The organism is Humibacillus sp. DSM 29435 (assembly GCF_001758225.1).
Classification (GTDB): domain Bacteria; phylum Actinomycetota; class Actinomycetes; order Actinomycetales; family Dermatophilaceae; genus DSM-29435.
In genome coordinates this window covers 177,177-192,531 of sequence record NZ_MAST01000009.1, presented here as the reverse complement: position 1 = coordinate 192,531, position 15,355 = coordinate 177,177, and the positions used below count along the sequence as shown (strand labels likewise).

15 protein-coding genes are annotated in these 15,355 nt (G+C 69.2%); 6 read left to right on the top strand and 9 right to left on the bottom strand.

The window, feature by feature from the left end:
• Positions 1-67: 67 nt before the first annotated feature.
• The gene (locus tag BA895_RS08110; RefSeq protein ID WP_070191359.1) at positions 68-1,231 is read right to left on the bottom strand and encodes a cell wall metabolism sensor histidine kinase WalK; all 1,164 of its coding nucleotides are present in this window, start codon (positions 1,229-1,231) and stop codon (positions 68-70) included.
• Complete coding sequence (locus tag BA895_RS08105; protein ID WP_070191358.1) at positions 1,224-1,931, bottom strand: response regulator transcription factor; 708 nt, start codon at positions 1,929-1,931, stop codon at positions 1,224-1,226. Before BA895_RS08105 ends, BA895_RS08110 begins: the two co-directional genes overlap by 8 nt.
• Before the next feature lie 123 nt (positions 1,932-2,054).
• On the opposite strand from BA895_RS08105, the gene BA895_RS08100 reads away from it, so the two are divergent.
• The 5 genes from BA895_RS08100 (at position 2,055) to BA895_RS08080 (ending at position 7,351) form a co-directional block, all read left to right on the top strand.
• The gene (locus BA895_RS08100) at positions 2,055-2,759 is read left to right on the top strand and encodes a glycosyltransferase family 2 protein (RefSeq protein ID WP_070191357.1); all 705 of its coding nucleotides are present in this window, start codon (positions 2,055-2,057) and stop codon (positions 2,757-2,759) included.
• Between the two features lie 11 nt (positions 2,760-2,770).
• The gene (locus BA895_RS24175; protein WP_070191356.1) at positions 2,771-4,147 is read left to right on the top strand and encodes a DUF2064 domain-containing protein; all 1,377 of its coding nucleotides are present in this window, start codon (positions 2,771-2,773) and stop codon (positions 4,145-4,147) included.
• A gap of 40 nt (positions 4,148-4,187) precedes the next feature.
• Complete coding sequence (locus BA895_RS08090; protein WP_175442280.1) at positions 4,188-5,606, top strand: hypothetical protein; 1,419 nt, start codon at positions 4,188-4,190, stop codon at positions 5,604-5,606.
• A gap of 429 nt (positions 5,607-6,035) precedes the next feature.
• Positions 6,036-6,383, top strand: a complete 348-nt coding sequence (locus BA895_RS08085) for a hypothetical protein (RefSeq protein ID WP_139142560.1) — start codon at positions 6,036-6,038, stop codon at positions 6,381-6,383.
• Positions 6,380-7,351, top strand: coding sequence for a hypothetical protein (locus BA895_RS08080; RefSeq protein WP_070191353.1), 972 nt, complete (start codon positions 6,380-6,382; stop codon positions 7,349-7,351). The genes BA895_RS08085 and BA895_RS08080 overlap by 4 nt, the downstream gene beginning before the upstream one ends.
• Positions 7,352-7,464: 113 nt before the next feature.
• On the opposite strand, the gene BA895_RS08075 is transcribed toward BA895_RS08080, so the two are convergent.
• The gene (locus BA895_RS08075; protein WP_070191352.1) at positions 7,465-7,758 is read right to left on the bottom strand and encodes a HigA family addiction module antitoxin; all 294 of its coding nucleotides are present in this window, start codon (positions 7,756-7,758) and stop codon (positions 7,465-7,467) included.
• Between the two features lie 16 nt (positions 7,759-7,774).
• Complete coding sequence (locus BA895_RS08070) at positions 7,775-8,056, bottom strand: type II toxin-antitoxin system RelE/ParE family toxin (protein WP_070191351.1); 282 nt, start codon at positions 8,054-8,056, stop codon at positions 7,775-7,777.
• A gap of 355 nt (positions 8,057-8,411) precedes the next feature.
• On the opposite strand from BA895_RS08070, the gene BA895_RS24790 reads away from it, so the two are divergent.
• Positions 8,412-9,356, top strand: coding sequence for a cold-shock protein (locus tag BA895_RS24790; protein ID WP_070191350.1), 945 nt, complete (start codon positions 8,412-8,414; stop codon positions 9,354-9,356).
• 55 nt (positions 9,357-9,411) lie between these two features.
• Here the strand turns inward: BA895_RS24790 and BA895_RS08060 are convergent, their stop codons facing one another.
• The 5 genes from BA895_RS08060 to BA895_RS08040 form a co-directional block, all read right to left on the bottom strand.
• Positions 9,412-10,203 carry a hypothetical protein gene (locus tag BA895_RS08060; protein WP_070191349.1) on the bottom strand — a complete coding sequence of 264 codons (792 nt, stop codon included), beginning with the start codon at positions 10,201-10,203 and terminating at the stop codon, positions 9,412-9,414.
• Position 10,204: 1 nt separating this feature from the next.
• Complete coding sequence (locus BA895_RS08055) at positions 10,205-12,040, bottom strand: glycoside hydrolase family 13 protein (protein WP_139142559.1); 1,836 nt, start codon at positions 12,038-12,040, stop codon at positions 10,205-10,207.
• Positions 12,041-12,379: 339 nt separating this feature from the next.
• Entirely contained in the window at positions 12,380-13,087 is a 708-nt protein-coding gene (locus tag BA895_RS08050) for a M50 family metallopeptidase (protein WP_070191347.1), read from the bottom strand.
• Between the two features lie 65 nt (positions 13,088-13,152).
• A complete protein-coding gene (locus BA895_RS08045) occupies positions 13,153-14,742 on the bottom strand; it encodes a SulP family inorganic anion transporter (protein WP_083283115.1) in 1,590 nt (529 codons plus the stop codon).
• A gap of 132 nt (positions 14,743-14,874) precedes the next feature.
• On the bottom strand, positions 14,875-15,276 hold the full coding sequence (locus tag BA895_RS08040) for a MerR family transcriptional regulator (protein WP_083283114.1): 402 nt from the start codon (positions 15,274-15,276) through the stop codon (positions 14,875-14,877).
• Between the last annotated feature and the right edge of the window lie 79 nt (positions 15,277-15,355).

Here is a 15,355-nt window from a genome sequence, read left to right as displayed (position 1 = left end):
GCAGGTGGTGTCGTGAATCCGACACTTTTGGCGCGTCGCGCCGCGCGTCGCGCAGATGGTGCTGTCGTCAGGCGGGTTCGGCGCCCTGGCGGGGGAGCCGGAGGTCGAACCGGCATCCTCCAGGCACGTTCGACACCCCGAGGGAGCCCTCGTGGGCCTCGATGACGCCCTTGGCGATCGCGAGACCCAGCCCGGCACCGGCGTCGGCCGTGCCCCGCTCTGGCGCGCCGCGCCAACCGATGTCGAACAGGCGCGCCAGGTCTCCAGCATCGATGCCTCCGCACTCGTCGATCACGGCCAGATGGATCTGCCCGTCGTCGGCGCGCCGGGCCGACAGCACGACGGAGCCGCCCGGGGCGGTGTGGCGAATCGCGTTGCCCAGCAGGTTCGTCAGTGCCCGGGCGAGCTCTTCTCCGTTGCCTCGCACGGCGAGCCGGTCATCGTCACAGGCGGTGTCGAGTCGTAGTGTCACCTGGCGCTGAGTGGCGTGGGCGCCCAGCTCGGCCACGATGTCCTGGGCGAGCTCGGCGAGGCCGACCATGGCGCGTTGGGGAGTGACGGCCGTCGTGCCGGCCTGGAGGCGCGACAGCTCGAACAGGTCGCTCACCAGACCGTTCATCCGGTCGACCGTCTGGCGCATCTGCCTGAGGGCAGCCGGCGGGTCGTCGATGACGCCGTCTTCGAGTCCCTCCGCGAGCGCGCGCAGACCGGCCATCGGCGTGCGCAGGTCGTGTGACATGAAGGCCACCAGCTCGCGGCGGCTGTCCTCGAGGCCCCGGGCCCGTTGCTGGGCCAACTCCAGTCGGGTGCGAGTCAGGTCGAGCTCGGCCGCGAGCGTGCTGATCTCGGAGGACGCGACCGACGCGCCCTTGGCCTCGACGGATGCCGTAGAGCTCGGTCGGCGCGGAAGCGCCAAGTCACGCACAGCCGTGGCGAGCTCGCGCGAGTCGGTGGCCACGCGGCGTCCGAGCACGAACGACAGGCTCGCGCCGATGACGGTGGCGCACGCCAGCGCCACCGACACCGCGGTGGAGTCGTGGCTCGAGATGAACATCAGTCGCACGTTGAGCAGCACCGACACCGACACCGCCACGAGCGGTACCAGCGCGGCGATCACGATCGACCACAGCAACGAGCGGGCGCGAACTGCCTGCAGAGCGAGGCCGCCGAGCAGGGCCGTGACGGCGCACGCGACGGCGGTCAGAACCACGATCTGACCCATGTCACCCATCGACGGTCACCCCCCCGTCGAACCGGTAGCCGGCGCCGCGGACCGTGAGCACCAGGGCGGGGTCGGACGGGTCGACCTCGATCTTCTCGCGCAGCCGTCGCACGTGCACCGTCACGGTGGAGGTGTCACCGAACTCCCAACCCCAGACCCGGCGCATCAGGGCCTCCTTGCTGAAGGCCTCCCCAGGGTGGGTCATCAGGTAGGCCAGCAGGTCGAACTCTCGGTGGGTGAGAGTGACCGGGCGTTCACCGACGATCACCGAACGGCTGCGCAGGTCGACCTCGAGAGGCCCACACCGCAACCGGGTCGGCAGCAGCGACGTGGCCCCCAGTCGCTCGACGCGGCGAAGCAGGGCCTGGATGCGCCCGAGCAGCTCGCGTGGGCTGAACGGCTTGACCATGTAGTCGTCGGCGCCGAGATCCAGCCCGACGAGCCGGTCGTCCTCATCGCCGCGCGCGCTCAGGATGATCACGGCCGCGGTGTCGTCGTCGGCACGACGTCGTCGCAACACATCGAGCCCCGACATACCGGGAAGCATGACGTCGAGCACGACGACGTCGGGCCGTCGCTGCACCCACTGCTGCAGCGCGCTTTCGCCGTCGCTCGTGACCACCGCGTCGTAGCCGGCCTTGCGCAGATATGCCTCGACGACACCCGACACGGTCGGGTCGTCCTCGACGAGCAGCACCGTGGCCACCATGCCTGCGAGCCTAGGCCCTGGAGGCCCGACGCCGCGGGCCCAGCAGCCCGGGGCGCCTTCTCGTAAGAGTTTCGCAATCGTCGAGCCAAGACGCTGGAACCCCCTGCTGCCTAGGGTCAGACCATGACCGCTGTCGATGTCGTGCTGCCGTGCCTCGACGAGGTGCAGGCTCTGCCCTGGGTGCTAGGCCGGATGCCGGGCTGGGCCCGCCCGATCGTCGTCGACAACGGCTCCACCGACGGCTCGGCCGAGCTCGCACGCAGGCTGGGTGCCACCGTCGTATCGGCCCCCGAGCAGGGTTACGGAGCGGCCTGTCATGCCGGCCTGCTCGCCTCCTCGGCCCCGCTCGTGGCCTTCATGGACTGCGACGCGAGCCTCGACCCACGGCAGCTCTCGAGACTGGTCGCGGCGTTGGGTGACCAGTCCGGTGAACCGAACAGAGCCTCTTTGCAAGACCGGAGTGGTGATGCCGCGCTTGCGCACCTCGTGGTCTCACGCCGGATGCCGCTGACGCGCGGTGCGTGGCCGTGGCATCTCCGCTTCGCGAACCGGGTCGTCGCCCAACGGTTGAGCCAGCGAACGGGGTTGCGGCTCAGAGACGTCGGGCCGATGCGCTTGGCCCCGACCGCCGATCTGCTCGCCCTCGCCATCGAGGACCGCCGATCGGGCTACCCGCTCGAGACCGTGGTGCGCGCGGCGGAGGCGGGCTGGCGGGTCACCCAGGTGGAGGTCGACTACCACCCTCGCACCGGGCGGTCGAAGGTGACGGGCACACCGCTCGGCGCCGCGCGGGCGGTTCGCGACATGAGCAGGGTGCTGGCCCGGTGACTCCTGACCCCATGAGCCCCGACTTCACGAGCCCTGACCCCATGAGCCCTGACCCCATGAGGGCTGTGTCGATGCGCGCCCGAGCCGACGCGACCCACACGGTCGTGGTGCTGGCGAAGTCACCGGTGCCCGGCAGGGTCAAGACTCGACTGACGCCCACCTTCACAGCGGCGGAGGCGGCGGCGCTGGCCACGGCGGCCATCCGCGACACCCTCGATGCGGTCGCCGAGGCGGTCGCGGTCAACGCTGTGCAGCAGACCGTGATCGCGTGGGACGGGCCGGTCACGCCGTGGCTTCCGCGCGAGGCGAGAGTGCTTGCGCAACGGGGGGAGGGGCTCGACGACCGTCTGCAGAACGTCTTCGACGACCTGCTCACCGATGCGCCCGACCGACCGACCCTGCTCGTCGGCATGGACACGCCACAGCTGCGATCTGTCGACCTCGATATCGACTGGGGTGATGCCGATGCCGTTCTCGGGATGTCGCACGACGGGGGATACTGGTGCATCGGCCTGCGCCGCTCCCAGCCCGGCGCCATCCGTGGCGTACCGATGTCGACCGACCACACCGGCGCTGACCAGCTGCAACGACTGCGGTCGCTGGGGTTGCGGGTGCGGTTGCTGCCCCGGCTTCTCGACGTCGACGAGCCTGCCGACGCCCGTGAGGTCGCCCGGATCGCACCCGACAGCCGATTCGGTCGACTGCACCGCCGGCTCACCGAGACGCCCTGCCACCCGTCGACCCTGTTCGACGCCGCCATGGGTGGCGTCGAGGTCAGGGTGCATCGCGGTCCCCTGCACCGGGTCCAGGACGGCTGGTCACCAGGCGCCGGGTGCAGCCCTCTCGACGTCTCGGCGTGGTCGAGCATGTCGGGCGCAGACGAGCTGTTCGTGTCCCGCTGCGAAGGGCCGGTCCTCGACATCGGCTGCGGCCCGGGGCGGTTCGTGGAGGCGCTCGCGAGCCGCGGCATCCCCGTGCTGGGTGTCGACATCTCCCGAAGCGCCGTCGACCAGACCTCACGTCGGGGGGCCTGCGCGCTCTTCCGCGACATCAACGACCGACTCCCGGGCGAAGGGCGCTGGGGCACGGTGCTGCTCGTCGACGGCAACATCGGTATCGGCGGCGACCCCCTCCGCCTGCTGCGACGGTGCCGCGAGCTGGTGCGCGGCGGGGCCATGGCCCTCGTCGAGATCAGTCCCGACGACGACGCCGACGAGCTGACGACCCTGACCCTGCACGATCTGCACGGGCGGCGGTCGGCGCCGCTGCCCTGGTCGGTGATCGGCGCCCGACGCCTCGTCGAGCTCGCGGCCCTGGTGGGCTTCGTTCCGGTGGAGGACTGGAGGGTCGACGGCCGCGCCTTCGTCGCCCTGCGGCAGGCGGGCTAGTCGGATGTGGGCGCGGGCGCGGGTCGTCATCGGTGCGATCATGTGTGCCGGCACGTACGCCATCGTGCTGGCGCTGGGTCAGACCGCTGCCCTTCAGGCGTGGTTCGGTCAGCTGCTGCTGGGGCTGTGGGTTGTCTGCCTCGCCACGACCTGGTGGATGTGCCGGAGTGAGTTCCGTTGGCGCACACCGGTGCTGGTCGTTGTGGCGGTTGCGACGCTCGTGCAGCTGCCCGGCATCCTGGTGGTCCCGCGCACGAGCAGCGACGCCTACCGCTACGTGTGGGACGGCCGGGTGCAGCTGTCGGGCACCTCGCCCTACCGCTACGCCCCGTTCGACGACCGGCTCGCGAAGCTGCGCGACCCGGTGCTGTTCCCGGGTCTCGGGCCAGGCGATCGCTCGGGGTTCACCACGGGGCCCCTGCCGACCGACCGGGCCGCACTGCTAACTCTCGCGCGCGACGACCCACGCACCCGCATCAACCGGCCGAGGGTGCCCACCATCTACCCGCCAGTCGCCCAGGCCTGGTTCACCGGCGTCGCGGCGGTGACCCCGTGGTCGCTCGGTACGCGTGGACTCCAGGTGGGCAGCGCCGCGATCGCCGTGCTCATCGCGGGGGCGCTCGCCTTGTGGCGTCGCCGCCGCGGAGATGACCCCCTCGGGGCGTTGTGGTGGGCGTGCTGTCCGACCGTGCTGATCGAGGCCGGCAACGGCGCCCACGTCGACATCGTGGCGGCCGCGCTCGTGGTGGCCGGTCTCTGGGTGTTCACGACGGCGTCGGGGCGCCGAGCCGCGTTCGTCGGTGGCGGGCTGCTGCTGGGGCTCGCGGCATCCGTGAAGCTGACACCGCTCGTCATGCTGCCCGCGCTGGCCCCCCTGCGCGGAACCGGAGTGATCGACCGCCTGAGGCGCGCCCTGCCTGCGCCGGTGGTCGCCGTGGTGACGTTGGCGGTCAGCTACCTCCCGCACGTGGTCGTTGCCGGCTCGCTGGTGCTGGGCTACCTGCCCGGCTACCTGGCCGAGGAGGGCAACGCCGGCCGGGCCGCGGTGCTCGGACTCGTGTTGCCCACAGCGTGGCTGACGCCCGCCATCGTCGTGGTCATGGCGGTGACAGCCGGTTGGGCACTCTGGTGGGTCTCCCGGACCGCCGCCACGCGAGAGGATGCCGTGCTGCCCGCGCTCGTGCTGTTCGGCGTGCTGCTGCTCGCGACGACTCCGAACTACCCCTGGTACGCCTTGCCGCTCGTGGCGTTGGCGGTGATGGCCGGCCGGCTCGAATGGCTCGCCGTGGCCGTAGCGGCCTACTTGGCCTACGGCGCCACGACCTCGCCCCCGGTGGCCGGGTTCGCCTACGGCAGCGCCGGCCTCGTCGTGGTCGCGGTGAGTGTGGCCCGGGCACGACGTTCGCGCCGGCCTTCTCGGCGCTTCGCGCCGCGCGACGCGCAATCGGTGCGCCCTTGATGCGGAGAATCGTCGAAGGCTGAGCAAAGACGTGCTCGGCACTTTGAACGAAACGGCCCAATTCGTCGGTGGTGTGCAGTGTGAACCCCGGCACCTTGGGGTTTGTCAGCGGTTCCCAACAGAAGGCGCCCCGACGGCCCAGGGCGCGAGACGGAGATGGATCTGCCGCAGGCCCCGCTGGGTGATCATGCTGCGTCATGGCGGAGCGGGTGGAGAGAGGCGTACCGGCGGGTGCCCAGAACAATCGCCTCTGGACCAGCCGTCGCCAGCGGTGGACGGGCCGCGAACGTCCTCAACTGTCGGACTAGCGGACGTTGCTTTGGTCTTGTCTCGCGGCTCGATGAGGGGTTTCGGAGGGTCGTCTTCTTGGCGCTGCCGAGCCCCGTGTGTGTGGTGCCATGGCGGTGCCGCGTTCCCTATCGTGAGCTCATGCCCTATCTTCGCGACCGTCCCGCGCGGCTTGCTGTTGAGTTGGTCCGCCATGGTGCCCGGTTCGTGATTGTCGGTGGTACCGCGCACCGCCTCCTCACGGGGCAGGGCACGCCTCGTGACCTGGACGTGGTCGTCGACACCCCGGACCTGCCGCGTTTCGTGGCCGCACTTGCCATGGTGGGCGTGCACTCGAGCGTGGCCGTCCTTAGCCGGGCGGCGCCCTCGCATGTCGACACCTCGTGGGGACCGCTCGACGTCTTCGTCGGCACGCGACCGTCCTGTCGTGACGTGTTGTTCAAGGAGTCCAGGCTCGTGGTCGTTCTGCCGGCGTCGGCGGCCGCGTGAGCGCGCAACGCCGTCCGTCGCCCAGTGGGCTGACCGCCGTCGAGATTGACCTGCTACGCGCGGTCCAGGAGTGCACGGCCGCCGTGGATGGCCCTTACGCGCCGAGCACGGACGTGCTCGAACTGGTGGACGCACGGACCGGTGTCGGCCCCCGGTACGCGCAGCAGATTCTGGCTGATCTCACCGCGGGCTGGGTGCGACACCTGCCACTGCTCGACGGCGGGGGCAACTTTGGTTCGATTTGCGGTGATGGGCCCGCGGATGCCCAGTACACCGAGGTGCGCCTCACGTCCGTGGGTGAGCTGGCACTCGCCTCAGAGGCAGGAGCGATCGGGCCGCTGCCCTTCGATCTCATTGAAGGGTCCTTGTACCGGGGCGGAGGCCTCCCGCCGTTCGACCCCGCGCTGACCATCCGGGCACTTCTCGCCGGCGCTGACAGCCCCGGCCCGCCCAAAACACCAGTCGGCACGATAACCACCGATCCCACCGGACCGTTCCGACGTAGCAGACGACGGGCGCAGCGCTACCAGCTCGGGTCAGTGTTCCGCAGGGGACCCAACCCTTACGAACTAGTCCTGACAGAGCCGCCGTACTTGGTCGGCACGGACACGATCGTCGCGAGCCTTCAGGACCGCTTGGAACAGGCCCGCCTCAACGCTGAAGCCCCCGACCTTGGTCTGCCGCTCGACCAGCCCACCGTCGAGACGCTCAAAACCGTGCCCGTCCGGTCAGTTCTTAATATGACCTCAGGTCGCACGGGTCCGTGGATCCTGCTGCAACTGCGCAAGGACGTCGACCTCATCGACGCCCTCGACTGGGTGCGGTCCGTCTGGCCGGTCACAGTGCACGTCGACTGCTTCCCCGATGAGGAGATCTACGACAGATTCGCGTTATGGGACGGCGCTGACCAGAGCGGTCTCCGAGCCCTGAACGAGTTGCTCCACCCGCCCGACGCCGGCGAAGACTAGCCAGCAACTCCGTAACCGCGGTAAAGCAACCAGTCAACCCTCGACCGGATCTCATGGGTTGTAGCCGGGTGGAGGACGGCACGTCCGCTTCTGCTGCTCTCAGGACGGGCGACTCAGGCGCTCTGTAGCGGCTGGATCTGCTCGAGTACGCCGCCGAGGTTGTCCTTCTCGATCTCAAGGTCGTAACGGGTCTGCAGGTTGAGCCAGAACCGGTCGGTGGTGGCGAAGTATCGGGCTAGGCGCAGGGCGGTGTCGGCGGTGATGCGGCGCTTGCCGTGCACGATCTCGTTTATCCGCCGTGGGGGTACGCCGATGGAGACGGCCAGGTGGTGCTGGGTGACCCCGAGTGGGTCGAGGAACTCCTCGAGCAGGACTTCCCCGGGGTGAATGGGAGCGATGCTGGTCATGGGGAGACTCCTCCTCTTAGTGGTAGTCGACGATCTCGACGTCCTCGGGCCCGGCGTGGGTCCAGACGAAACAGATGCGCCACTGCTGGTTGATCCGGATGCTGTGCTGCCCGGCGCGGTCCGCCTTGAGGGCTTCGAGGCGGTTGCCGGGGGGAACCGCGAGGTCGTCCAGCGTTTCGGCCGCGTCGAGCATTACGAGCTTGCGCAACGCGGTGCGTTCGATCCGCGGGCCGAGCTTCTTGGTGCGTTGTCGTGACCAGAGTCGTTCGGTTGTTGCGCCGCGGAACGACCTGATCACCCGCCGAGCATAACGCGTCGCGTTATGTCCGTCCAGCCACCGACCGGCATGTCAGCGTCCCCTCTCAAGTTTCACGCTCATGCCGCTCTGAGTACGTTTGCGGGCGGCTCTGCCCCCAGAACGCGACAGTCATCTCCCCGTTGAGGCGGGTCGGCATCTTCGTGAGTGCACGCCCAGCCGAGCCTTCGTACCTGGCCGGGACTGCCACCTTGTCGCCGGAAGCAAAGACCCTGACTCGATCAGGAGCGCGGCGGGGGCCGGGGTGCCGTGGATGCCGCCGGGCGCCGGGTGCTTGTCGCAGTCGCGTCGGGGACACTGGGGAAACACCGACCGTAGTTTCGAGAAGGAGTCACCCGTGACCGAGGGAACCGTCCGCTGGTTCGATGCCGACCGGGGGTTCGGCTTCATTGCCCTCGGGCAGGAGGCAGAGGACCTGTACGTTCATGCGTCCGAGATCGTCAGCGACGCGGCGATGAAGCTGCTCCGGGAGGGGCAGGTCGTCGAGTTCGAGATCGGCGAGGGGGACCGCGGCCCGCAGGCACGCCGCGTCCGGGTCACGGCCGACCAGGCCGGCGATACCCCGCTGGGCGTGCTCGGCACCGTCTCCTGGTACGAGCCGGCCAAGGGGTACGGCTTCATCACGCCCGACGGCGGTGGGGCCGAGATCTTCGTGCACAGTTCGGCCATCGTGGGGGGCGGCGTGGTCTCGCAGGGGCAGCAGGTGGCGTTCCTCGTCGTCGACGGGGAGAGGGGACCGCAGGCTGAGCATCTGCTCCCCTTGGGAGCCCGGGCCGTAGAGCAGGGCGTGGCATCCGACGGGGCGGACGGCACCGTGTCCTGGTACGACGCAGACAAGGGCTTCGGGTTCATCACCCCCGAGTCGGGCGGCCCCGACGTCTTCGTTCACTTCCGGGCGCTGGCCGACGGGCTGACCGAGCTGGGCGAGGGAGACCGGTTGACGTACGACACCGTCGTGAGCGAGAAGGGCCCGCAGGCTCGCGACGTGCGCCTCGCGCGCGGCTCGGCACCGCGGCGCGCCCCCGCGATGTCGACGACCCGCGATCGGTCAGGACACCAGGAGGCATCCGAGGTCCCGGCGCGTGGCGGCGAGGGAGTGGTCGCGCGCTACGACGCAGAGCGGGGGTTCGGCTTCATCTCCCCGGACGCGGGAGGCGCGGACCTGTTCGTTCACGTGTCGGTCATCAGAGGCACCGAGCCGCTGTACCAGGGCGATCGGGTCCGCTACCAGGTGCGACAGAGCGATCGAGGGCCACAGGCCGACCGCGTCGAACGGGTGTGAGCGTCCTGCGGTCACCGGCGCTGGCCGTAGGCCGTCCGCCGGCAACCTCTGAGAGTCATGTGCCAGAAACATCTCCCGTCGGATCGACCCGGCGACTTCGGTCGATCAGTTCCTGGGTCGCGGTGGTGATCGCGGGATCAGGTTCGTAAAACTGCTGAAGCCAGTTCAGACTCGCCTGGGCGGCACGGGCGTTGTGGCTGTATCCGGGGGCCATGTCGTGCAGAGGCAGCTGCCTGTCGCGGGATGCGCGTTCCACGCGCCGAGTGGCTTCGAAGGGGTCTGGTTGAAATGAGACCGTGGTGGGGTTGAGGCGCTCGAGGGCGATTATCTGGTCAACGGCGTAGACCTGGATGAACCTCATCGCGGTCAGCCGCTCCCCTCGCAGCTCGCGGTGGAGACCGACGAAGAGGTTGGTCATGGCCTCGTTGAGGTGGATGTCCATGGTCTTCAAAACTGGTACCGGTGGGGCTGTGGTCTCGTGCTGCGCGAAGAGGGGCCGGCTCCACACGACCCGGGCGCCGTGCAACGGGATGCTCTTCAGCTCCGGGGTAGTGAAGATCGCGTACTCGAGGAAGAGCCCGTCCTGAAAGAGCGCCTTGCGACCGTTGGGATCATTGACGAAGTCGTAGCTGACACGCCCACCGAAGCCGCTGAGCCAGTGGATGGAGGCGAGGTAGCGCTGCTTGGTGGCCTGGTCGGCGACGATGACGAAGAAGTCGATGTCTGAGTGGTCATCGAAACGCTCGGTCTGTTCCCCGGCCGACCCCAGTCCCAGGACGGCGAGCACCGCCGGGTCGGCACGAAGGTAGGCCGCCAGGTCGTCGAGTCGCTTGAGGGTGTGGTGCATGTCAGTCCTGCCCGCTGATGGCTCGGGTAGTGGACCACAGCTGCAGGGCCGGGCCGGTGGCGGGAAAGTTCGCACCGGCGGTGAGGTCGTCGGATCCGAGCAGCCCGATAGCCGCGATCGGGCAGGGGATGGGCGCGTGCGAGCGTCGGGCCGCTTGGACGATGACGACCTGCTCGGCGGTGGCTCGTTCGAAGATGACGACGTCGTCGCTGGTGTGCAGCCACCGGAACCCGCCCTCGTACAGCGCGGGAAGGGTCCTGCGAAGGTGGATGAGCTCTTGGTGACGGCGCCGCAGGTCGTGGTCCCACGTGACCGGGTCCCAGCGGAAGGGTTGGCGGCCCTCTTCGAGATTGGCTCCCGTGGTGCCGATCTCGTCACCGGCGAAGATCATGGGGATGCCGGGCATGGTCATGAGTAGCCCGAGGGCAACCAGGTAGCGGTCGCGGCCGATGATGCTCAGTAGTCGTGGGGTGTCGTGCGAGTCGAGCAGCAGCAGGCTGTGGATGCGCGATCGCCAGGGAATCAGACCGTTGAAGTCATCGATCACGTGAGCCATCTCCGAGCCGGTGTAAGGGCGGTGGCCACCGGGGGCTCCCCAGTGGCGGTCGATGTCTGTTTCCGCGAGCCAGGACCAGAGGGGGCGGGTGAACGCGGCGTAGGCCATGGTGCCGTGCCAGGCGTTGCCGGCCAGGGCGGAGCTGGCGTCGAACTGGTGCTCGGCCACCACGTAGGCCTCGGGCCGGGCGGCTTGAGCTGTGGCGACGGTTTGGGCCGCCGTTGTCAGGGTGCGGTTGGAGGGGCCGGAGTAGCCAGCAGACTGGGCGACGTCGATGCGCCACCCGTCGAGGCCGAACGAGGTCAGGTAGCGGTCCACGACCGAACCTGCGCCCTCGAAGAGCCTGCGGCGCAGAATGTCGCTGCGATGGTCGAGCTTGGGCATGGAGCGGACCCCACCGAAGCACTCGTACCGGACGGGGTGGTGGGAGAACAGGTAGAAGCCGGCCTCCGGCGAGGTGGCATCCGCGGTGGCGTTGCGAAACCAGGCGTGGTTCTCACCGGTGTGGTTCAGTGTCAGGTCCCCGATGACCATCATGTGCTTGGCGTGCGCGGCGTTGGTCAGACGCTTGAGTGCCTCATCACCGCCCAAGAGGGGGTCGACGACGTCGAAGCTCGAGGCGTCGTAGCGGTGGTTGCTGCCGGCCGGGAAGAACGGGGTGAGGTAGATCGTGGTGACGCCAAGGTCGTGAAGGTAGCCAAGGTGCTGCTCGACTCCGGGCAGGTCACCGCCGTAGAGCTGGCGCACCCCGTTCGGGGTGCCGTGTGCGACCGGTTCGTCCCACTCGGTGAGGATGGCCCAGCCGGGCAGTGGCTCGCCCGCTGGGGTGGCTGCCTCTCCTTTCGCGAACCGGTCCAGGAAGATCTCGTAGAAGACGGCCCGGCGGGTCCATTCCGGTGGGGCGGGGTCGGTGCTGACCCGGAAGTCGTGCGCGTCGGTGACCTCGCGAGCGTGCAGGCCCGTCGCGTTGAGCGTCAGGGCGCCGGTGGAGGTGTCGATCAGGAAGCGATACCCCAGCTGGGTATTGACCATGGGAACGGCTACCGACCACCAGTGACTGCCTGGTTCCTGCGCGCAGGCCTCGAAGTGCTGGTCCCCGTCGGGGGTGCTGCGCAGCGCTACGCGCGTCGCTCCGAGTTCGGCGGCGACGTGAACCCGCAAGGTGATCGCATCCCCCACGCGCGGGTAGGGGTCCGAGACGTAGCGGCGCGAGCCGTCATGGTGCGCGGTGACGAGCGGGAAGGAGCGAGGCTGAGGAGTCGACATTGAGGTACGCGGCATGACGCCGTCCTTTCTTGAGAGAAAGTCGACGTTTCAGCCCGCACGGTCATCAAGCCCCGCCGAGGTCGCGACAGCGACCTATCGTAGCGATCGGTGCCAGCAGGTCCAGAGATTCGGGTGTGCAGGCGGGCCCCTGGCCGTAGTTTCGCGCTGTCACGGAATCGCGTGGGCGCTCCAGGCTGAGACCCTATGCGCGCTTTCAGGAGGTGAGCACGAGCCCTCAGCGGACTCTGCCAGCTGAGTCTCAGACGATTCTCGACACCGGCCGCGTGCCGCTCAGGAAGTGGGTGCGGTGGGGTTGGGGGATGCCGCTGAGCCGTCGGGAGGCGCGTGGCCCCGTCAGCGCACGATGGTGACGACCTCGGCGGCGACCAGCCAGGTGGCCAGGGCGAAGACGATGATGAACGAGGCGTTCCACATCGTCCGTGGCACTCGGGTGAGCCAGGCGAGCACCGCCGGGTCGCTGTCACGCCCGCGGTCTCGCACGACAGCGAGCAGGTGGCGCCCCCCACCGACCAGCAACACGACGCCGACGCCGAAGAGCGCCTGAGGCTGCAGCGCGTCGTTGCGCCACCACCAGAGGGCGACCGTGGCCCCGATCGAGACCACCATGACCAACGCGGTCAAGAACGACCGCACCCGGATCAGGGCCAGCGCCAGCACGACAAGGGCAGCCGTGACGACCGGCGCCGACCACCCGCGTCCGGCGAGCCAGATGACGCTCGCACCGACGAGGGCGGGCATGGGGTAGCCGGCCCACGTCGTGGCCACCCGACCCGGGCCGCGCACCGGGCCGCGGGTCACCGCATGGCCCGACATGTCGCCGCGCAGCACGAAGCCGGTGAAGGTGCGGCCTACCGCGATGCCGACGGCCGCGTGGCCCAGCTCGTGCGCGAGTGTCACGGCGAGTCTCACGACCCGCCAGAGCGGGGGCAGTCCGACCGCGACGAGGGCCACGAGGAGCACGACCGTCAGCTGGGCCGGGCTGACGGCCTCGACGCCCACGGCAGGAGTCGATCGTGTCGCGATCTCCTCCCACCAGCTCACAGACAGCAGAACCTAATGCACGCGTCCGTCAGACCCGGGCAGGGCCCACCAGGGATGACCGGCCGTCAGTGCTCGCCCGAGAGGTGCCCGGCCAGCCGGTCGTGACGCTGTTGGCTGGAGTCGTTGAGACCGGTGATCGTCACCGTCTTTCCCTTGGCCGCGTACTTGGTCGTGATCGCGTCGAGCGCCGCGACGGTCGAGGCGTCCCAGACGTGTGACTGGGACAGGTCGATGATGACGTTGACGGGGTCACCGACGTAGTCGAACTGTGTGACGAGGTCGTTGCTGGAGGCGAAGAACAGCTCGCCCACCACCGCGTAGACCCGGGTGTCGGGGTCGGGGTGGGCGAGGTCGACGACGCTGGTGAAGTGGGCCACGCGCCGGGCGAACAGCACCATCGCCACGATCACGCCGACGATGACACCGATGGCGAGGTTGTGGGTGACCACCACGACCGCGACGGTGGCGAGCATGACCAGGGTCTCGCTGCGCGGCATCCGGCGCAGGGTGGAGGGAGTGATGCTGTGCCAGTCGAAGGTGCCGACCGAGACCATGACCATGACCGCCACGAGGGCGGCCATGGGGATGACGGCGACGACATCACCGAGACCGACGACGAGGATGAGCAGGAACATTCCGGCGAGGAAGGTCGAGATGCGGGTGCGGGCCCGGGAGGCCTTCACGTTGATCATCGTCTGGCCGATCATGGCGCAGCCGCCCATGCCACCGAAGAAGCCCGTGATGATGTTTGCGGCGCCCTGGCCCCAGGCCTCACGGGTCTTGTTGGAGTGGGTGTCGGTGATGTCGTCGACGAGCTTGGCGGTCATCAGCGACTCCATCAACCCGACGAGCGCCATGGCCAGCGCGTACGGCGCGATGATCGAGAGGGTCTCGAGAGTGAGCGGCACGTGGGGGAGCAGGAGGCTGGGGAGGCTCTCGGGGAGCTGTCCCTCGTCGCCCACGGTCGGCACCGCCACCGCGGCGAGAACGGTGAACAGCGTCAGGGCGAGAATGGCGACGAGCGGAGCCGGCACTGCCGTGGTGACCCGCGGCAGGAACACCATGACCGCGATCCCGACCGCGACCAGCGGGTAGACCACCCACGGAACGCCGACCAGGTGCGGTACCTGCGCCAGGAAGATGAGAATGGCGAGGGCGTTGACGAACCCGACCATGACCGAGCGCGGGATGAAGCGCATCAGCCGGGCCACCCCGAGCAGTCCGAGGACGATCTGGATCACCCCGGCCAGGATGACGGTGGCGATGAAGTAGTCCATCCCGTGCTCGCGCACCACCGGTGCGATGACGAGGGCGACCGCTCCGGTCGCGGCGGAGATCATGGCGGGGCGCCCGCCCAGGAAGGCGATCGAGACCGCCATCGTGAACGAGGCGAAGAGCCCCACACGGGGGTCGACGCCGGCGATGATCGAGAACGAGATGGCCTCGGGAATCAAGGCCAACGCGACGACGAGGCCGGCCAGTACCTCGATGCGCAGCCGACGGGGTGAGCGCAGCGTGGCTCGCACCGACGTCACATCGGCCTCGTGCGGGAACGGTAGGTCAGACCCGGCCTCGCGACGACCAGCGCGACGACCCGAGCGGCGGGCGCCGTCGGTGGGCGGTTCGGCGCCGGGCGTGGGCCGTACGTGGGTCATGGGTGATCTCCTGCTGGTGGGGGGAGGCGCCGCGCTGGCGCGGCGGAGCTGGACGTGGCGACACGGCATCCGGGAAGGAGCGCGGGACGGGTTCGGGACTGCGCTGTCGGCAGTGCGGTGACCAGGCGGTGGTCAGTCGATCTCGTCGCCGAGCTGGCGGGCGAAGGCCTCGGCGCTGGCGGCGCGCTCGCGAAGCCCGGCGAGGCTGTGCTCGACGAGCGCGTGGTAGGTGCGCAGCCGCTGGGTGAGGTCGGCGCGCGCTGCTCGAGACAGGCGCGGGCTCGCAAGCTGGTCGCGGACGTCGATGAGGTCGCGCATCTCATCGAGGGTGAAGTCGAGCGGCTTCATCCGCTTGATGAGCAGCAGACGCTCGATGGCTTCCTGCGTGTAGAGGCGGAAGCCTCCAGAGCTGCGCTGCGGCTCCGGCAGCAGCCCGACCTCCTCGTAGTGACGAATCGTGCGCAGACTGAGGCCGGTGCGGTCGGCGACGTCACCGATCTGTAGGAGATCGATGGGAGTTCGGGCCTCGGTCACAGGACTCCTCGAGCTGGTTGGACGAGCCGCGACTCTACCCTCACGTAAGGGTAGGGTCCAATCGGGCAGGCCAGCCTGG

What these genes read in the sequence shown, in the direction of transcription:
- BA895_RS08100 (WP_070191357.1), top strand. Translation starts at nt 2,055, where the DNA reads ATGACCGCTGTCGATGTCGTGCTGCCGTGCCTCGACGAGGTGCAGGCT.
- BA895_RS08060 (WP_070191349.1), bottom strand. Translation starts at nt 10,203, where the DNA reads ATGCACCACACCCTCAAGCGACTCGACGACCTGGCGGCCTACCTTCGT.
- BA895_RS08055 (WP_139142559.1), bottom strand. Translation starts at nt 12,040, where the DNA reads ATGCCGCGTACCTCAATGTCGACTCCTCAGCCTCGCTCCTTCCCGCTC.
- BA895_RS08085 (WP_139142560.1), top strand. Translation starts at nt 6,036, where the DNA reads ATGCCCTATCTTCGCGACCGTCCCGCGCGGCTTGCTGTTGAGTTGGTC.
- BA895_RS08090 (WP_175442280.1), top strand. Translation starts at nt 4,188, where the DNA reads ATGTGTGCCGGCACGTACGCCATCGTGCTGGCGCTGGGTCAGACCGCT.
- BA895_RS08075 (WP_070191352.1), bottom strand. Translation starts at nt 7,758, where the DNA reads ATGACCAGCATCGCTCCCATTCACCCCGGGGAAGTCCTGCTCGAGGAG.
- BA895_RS08105 (WP_070191358.1), bottom strand. Translation starts at nt 1,931, where the DNA reads ATGGTGGCCACGGTGCTGCTCGTCGAGGACGACCCGACCGTGTCGGGT.
- BA895_RS24175 (WP_070191356.1), top strand. Translation starts at nt 2,771, where the DNA reads ATGAGCCCCGACTTCACGAGCCCTGACCCCATGAGCCCTGACCCCATG.
- BA895_RS08110 (WP_070191359.1), bottom strand. Translation starts at nt 1,231, where the DNA reads ATGGGTGACATGGGTCAGATCGTGGTTCTGACCGCCGTCGCGTGCGCC.
- BA895_RS08045 (WP_083283115.1), bottom strand. Translation starts at nt 14,742, where the DNA reads ATGACCCACGTACGGCCCACGCCCGGCGCCGAACCGCCCACCGACGGC.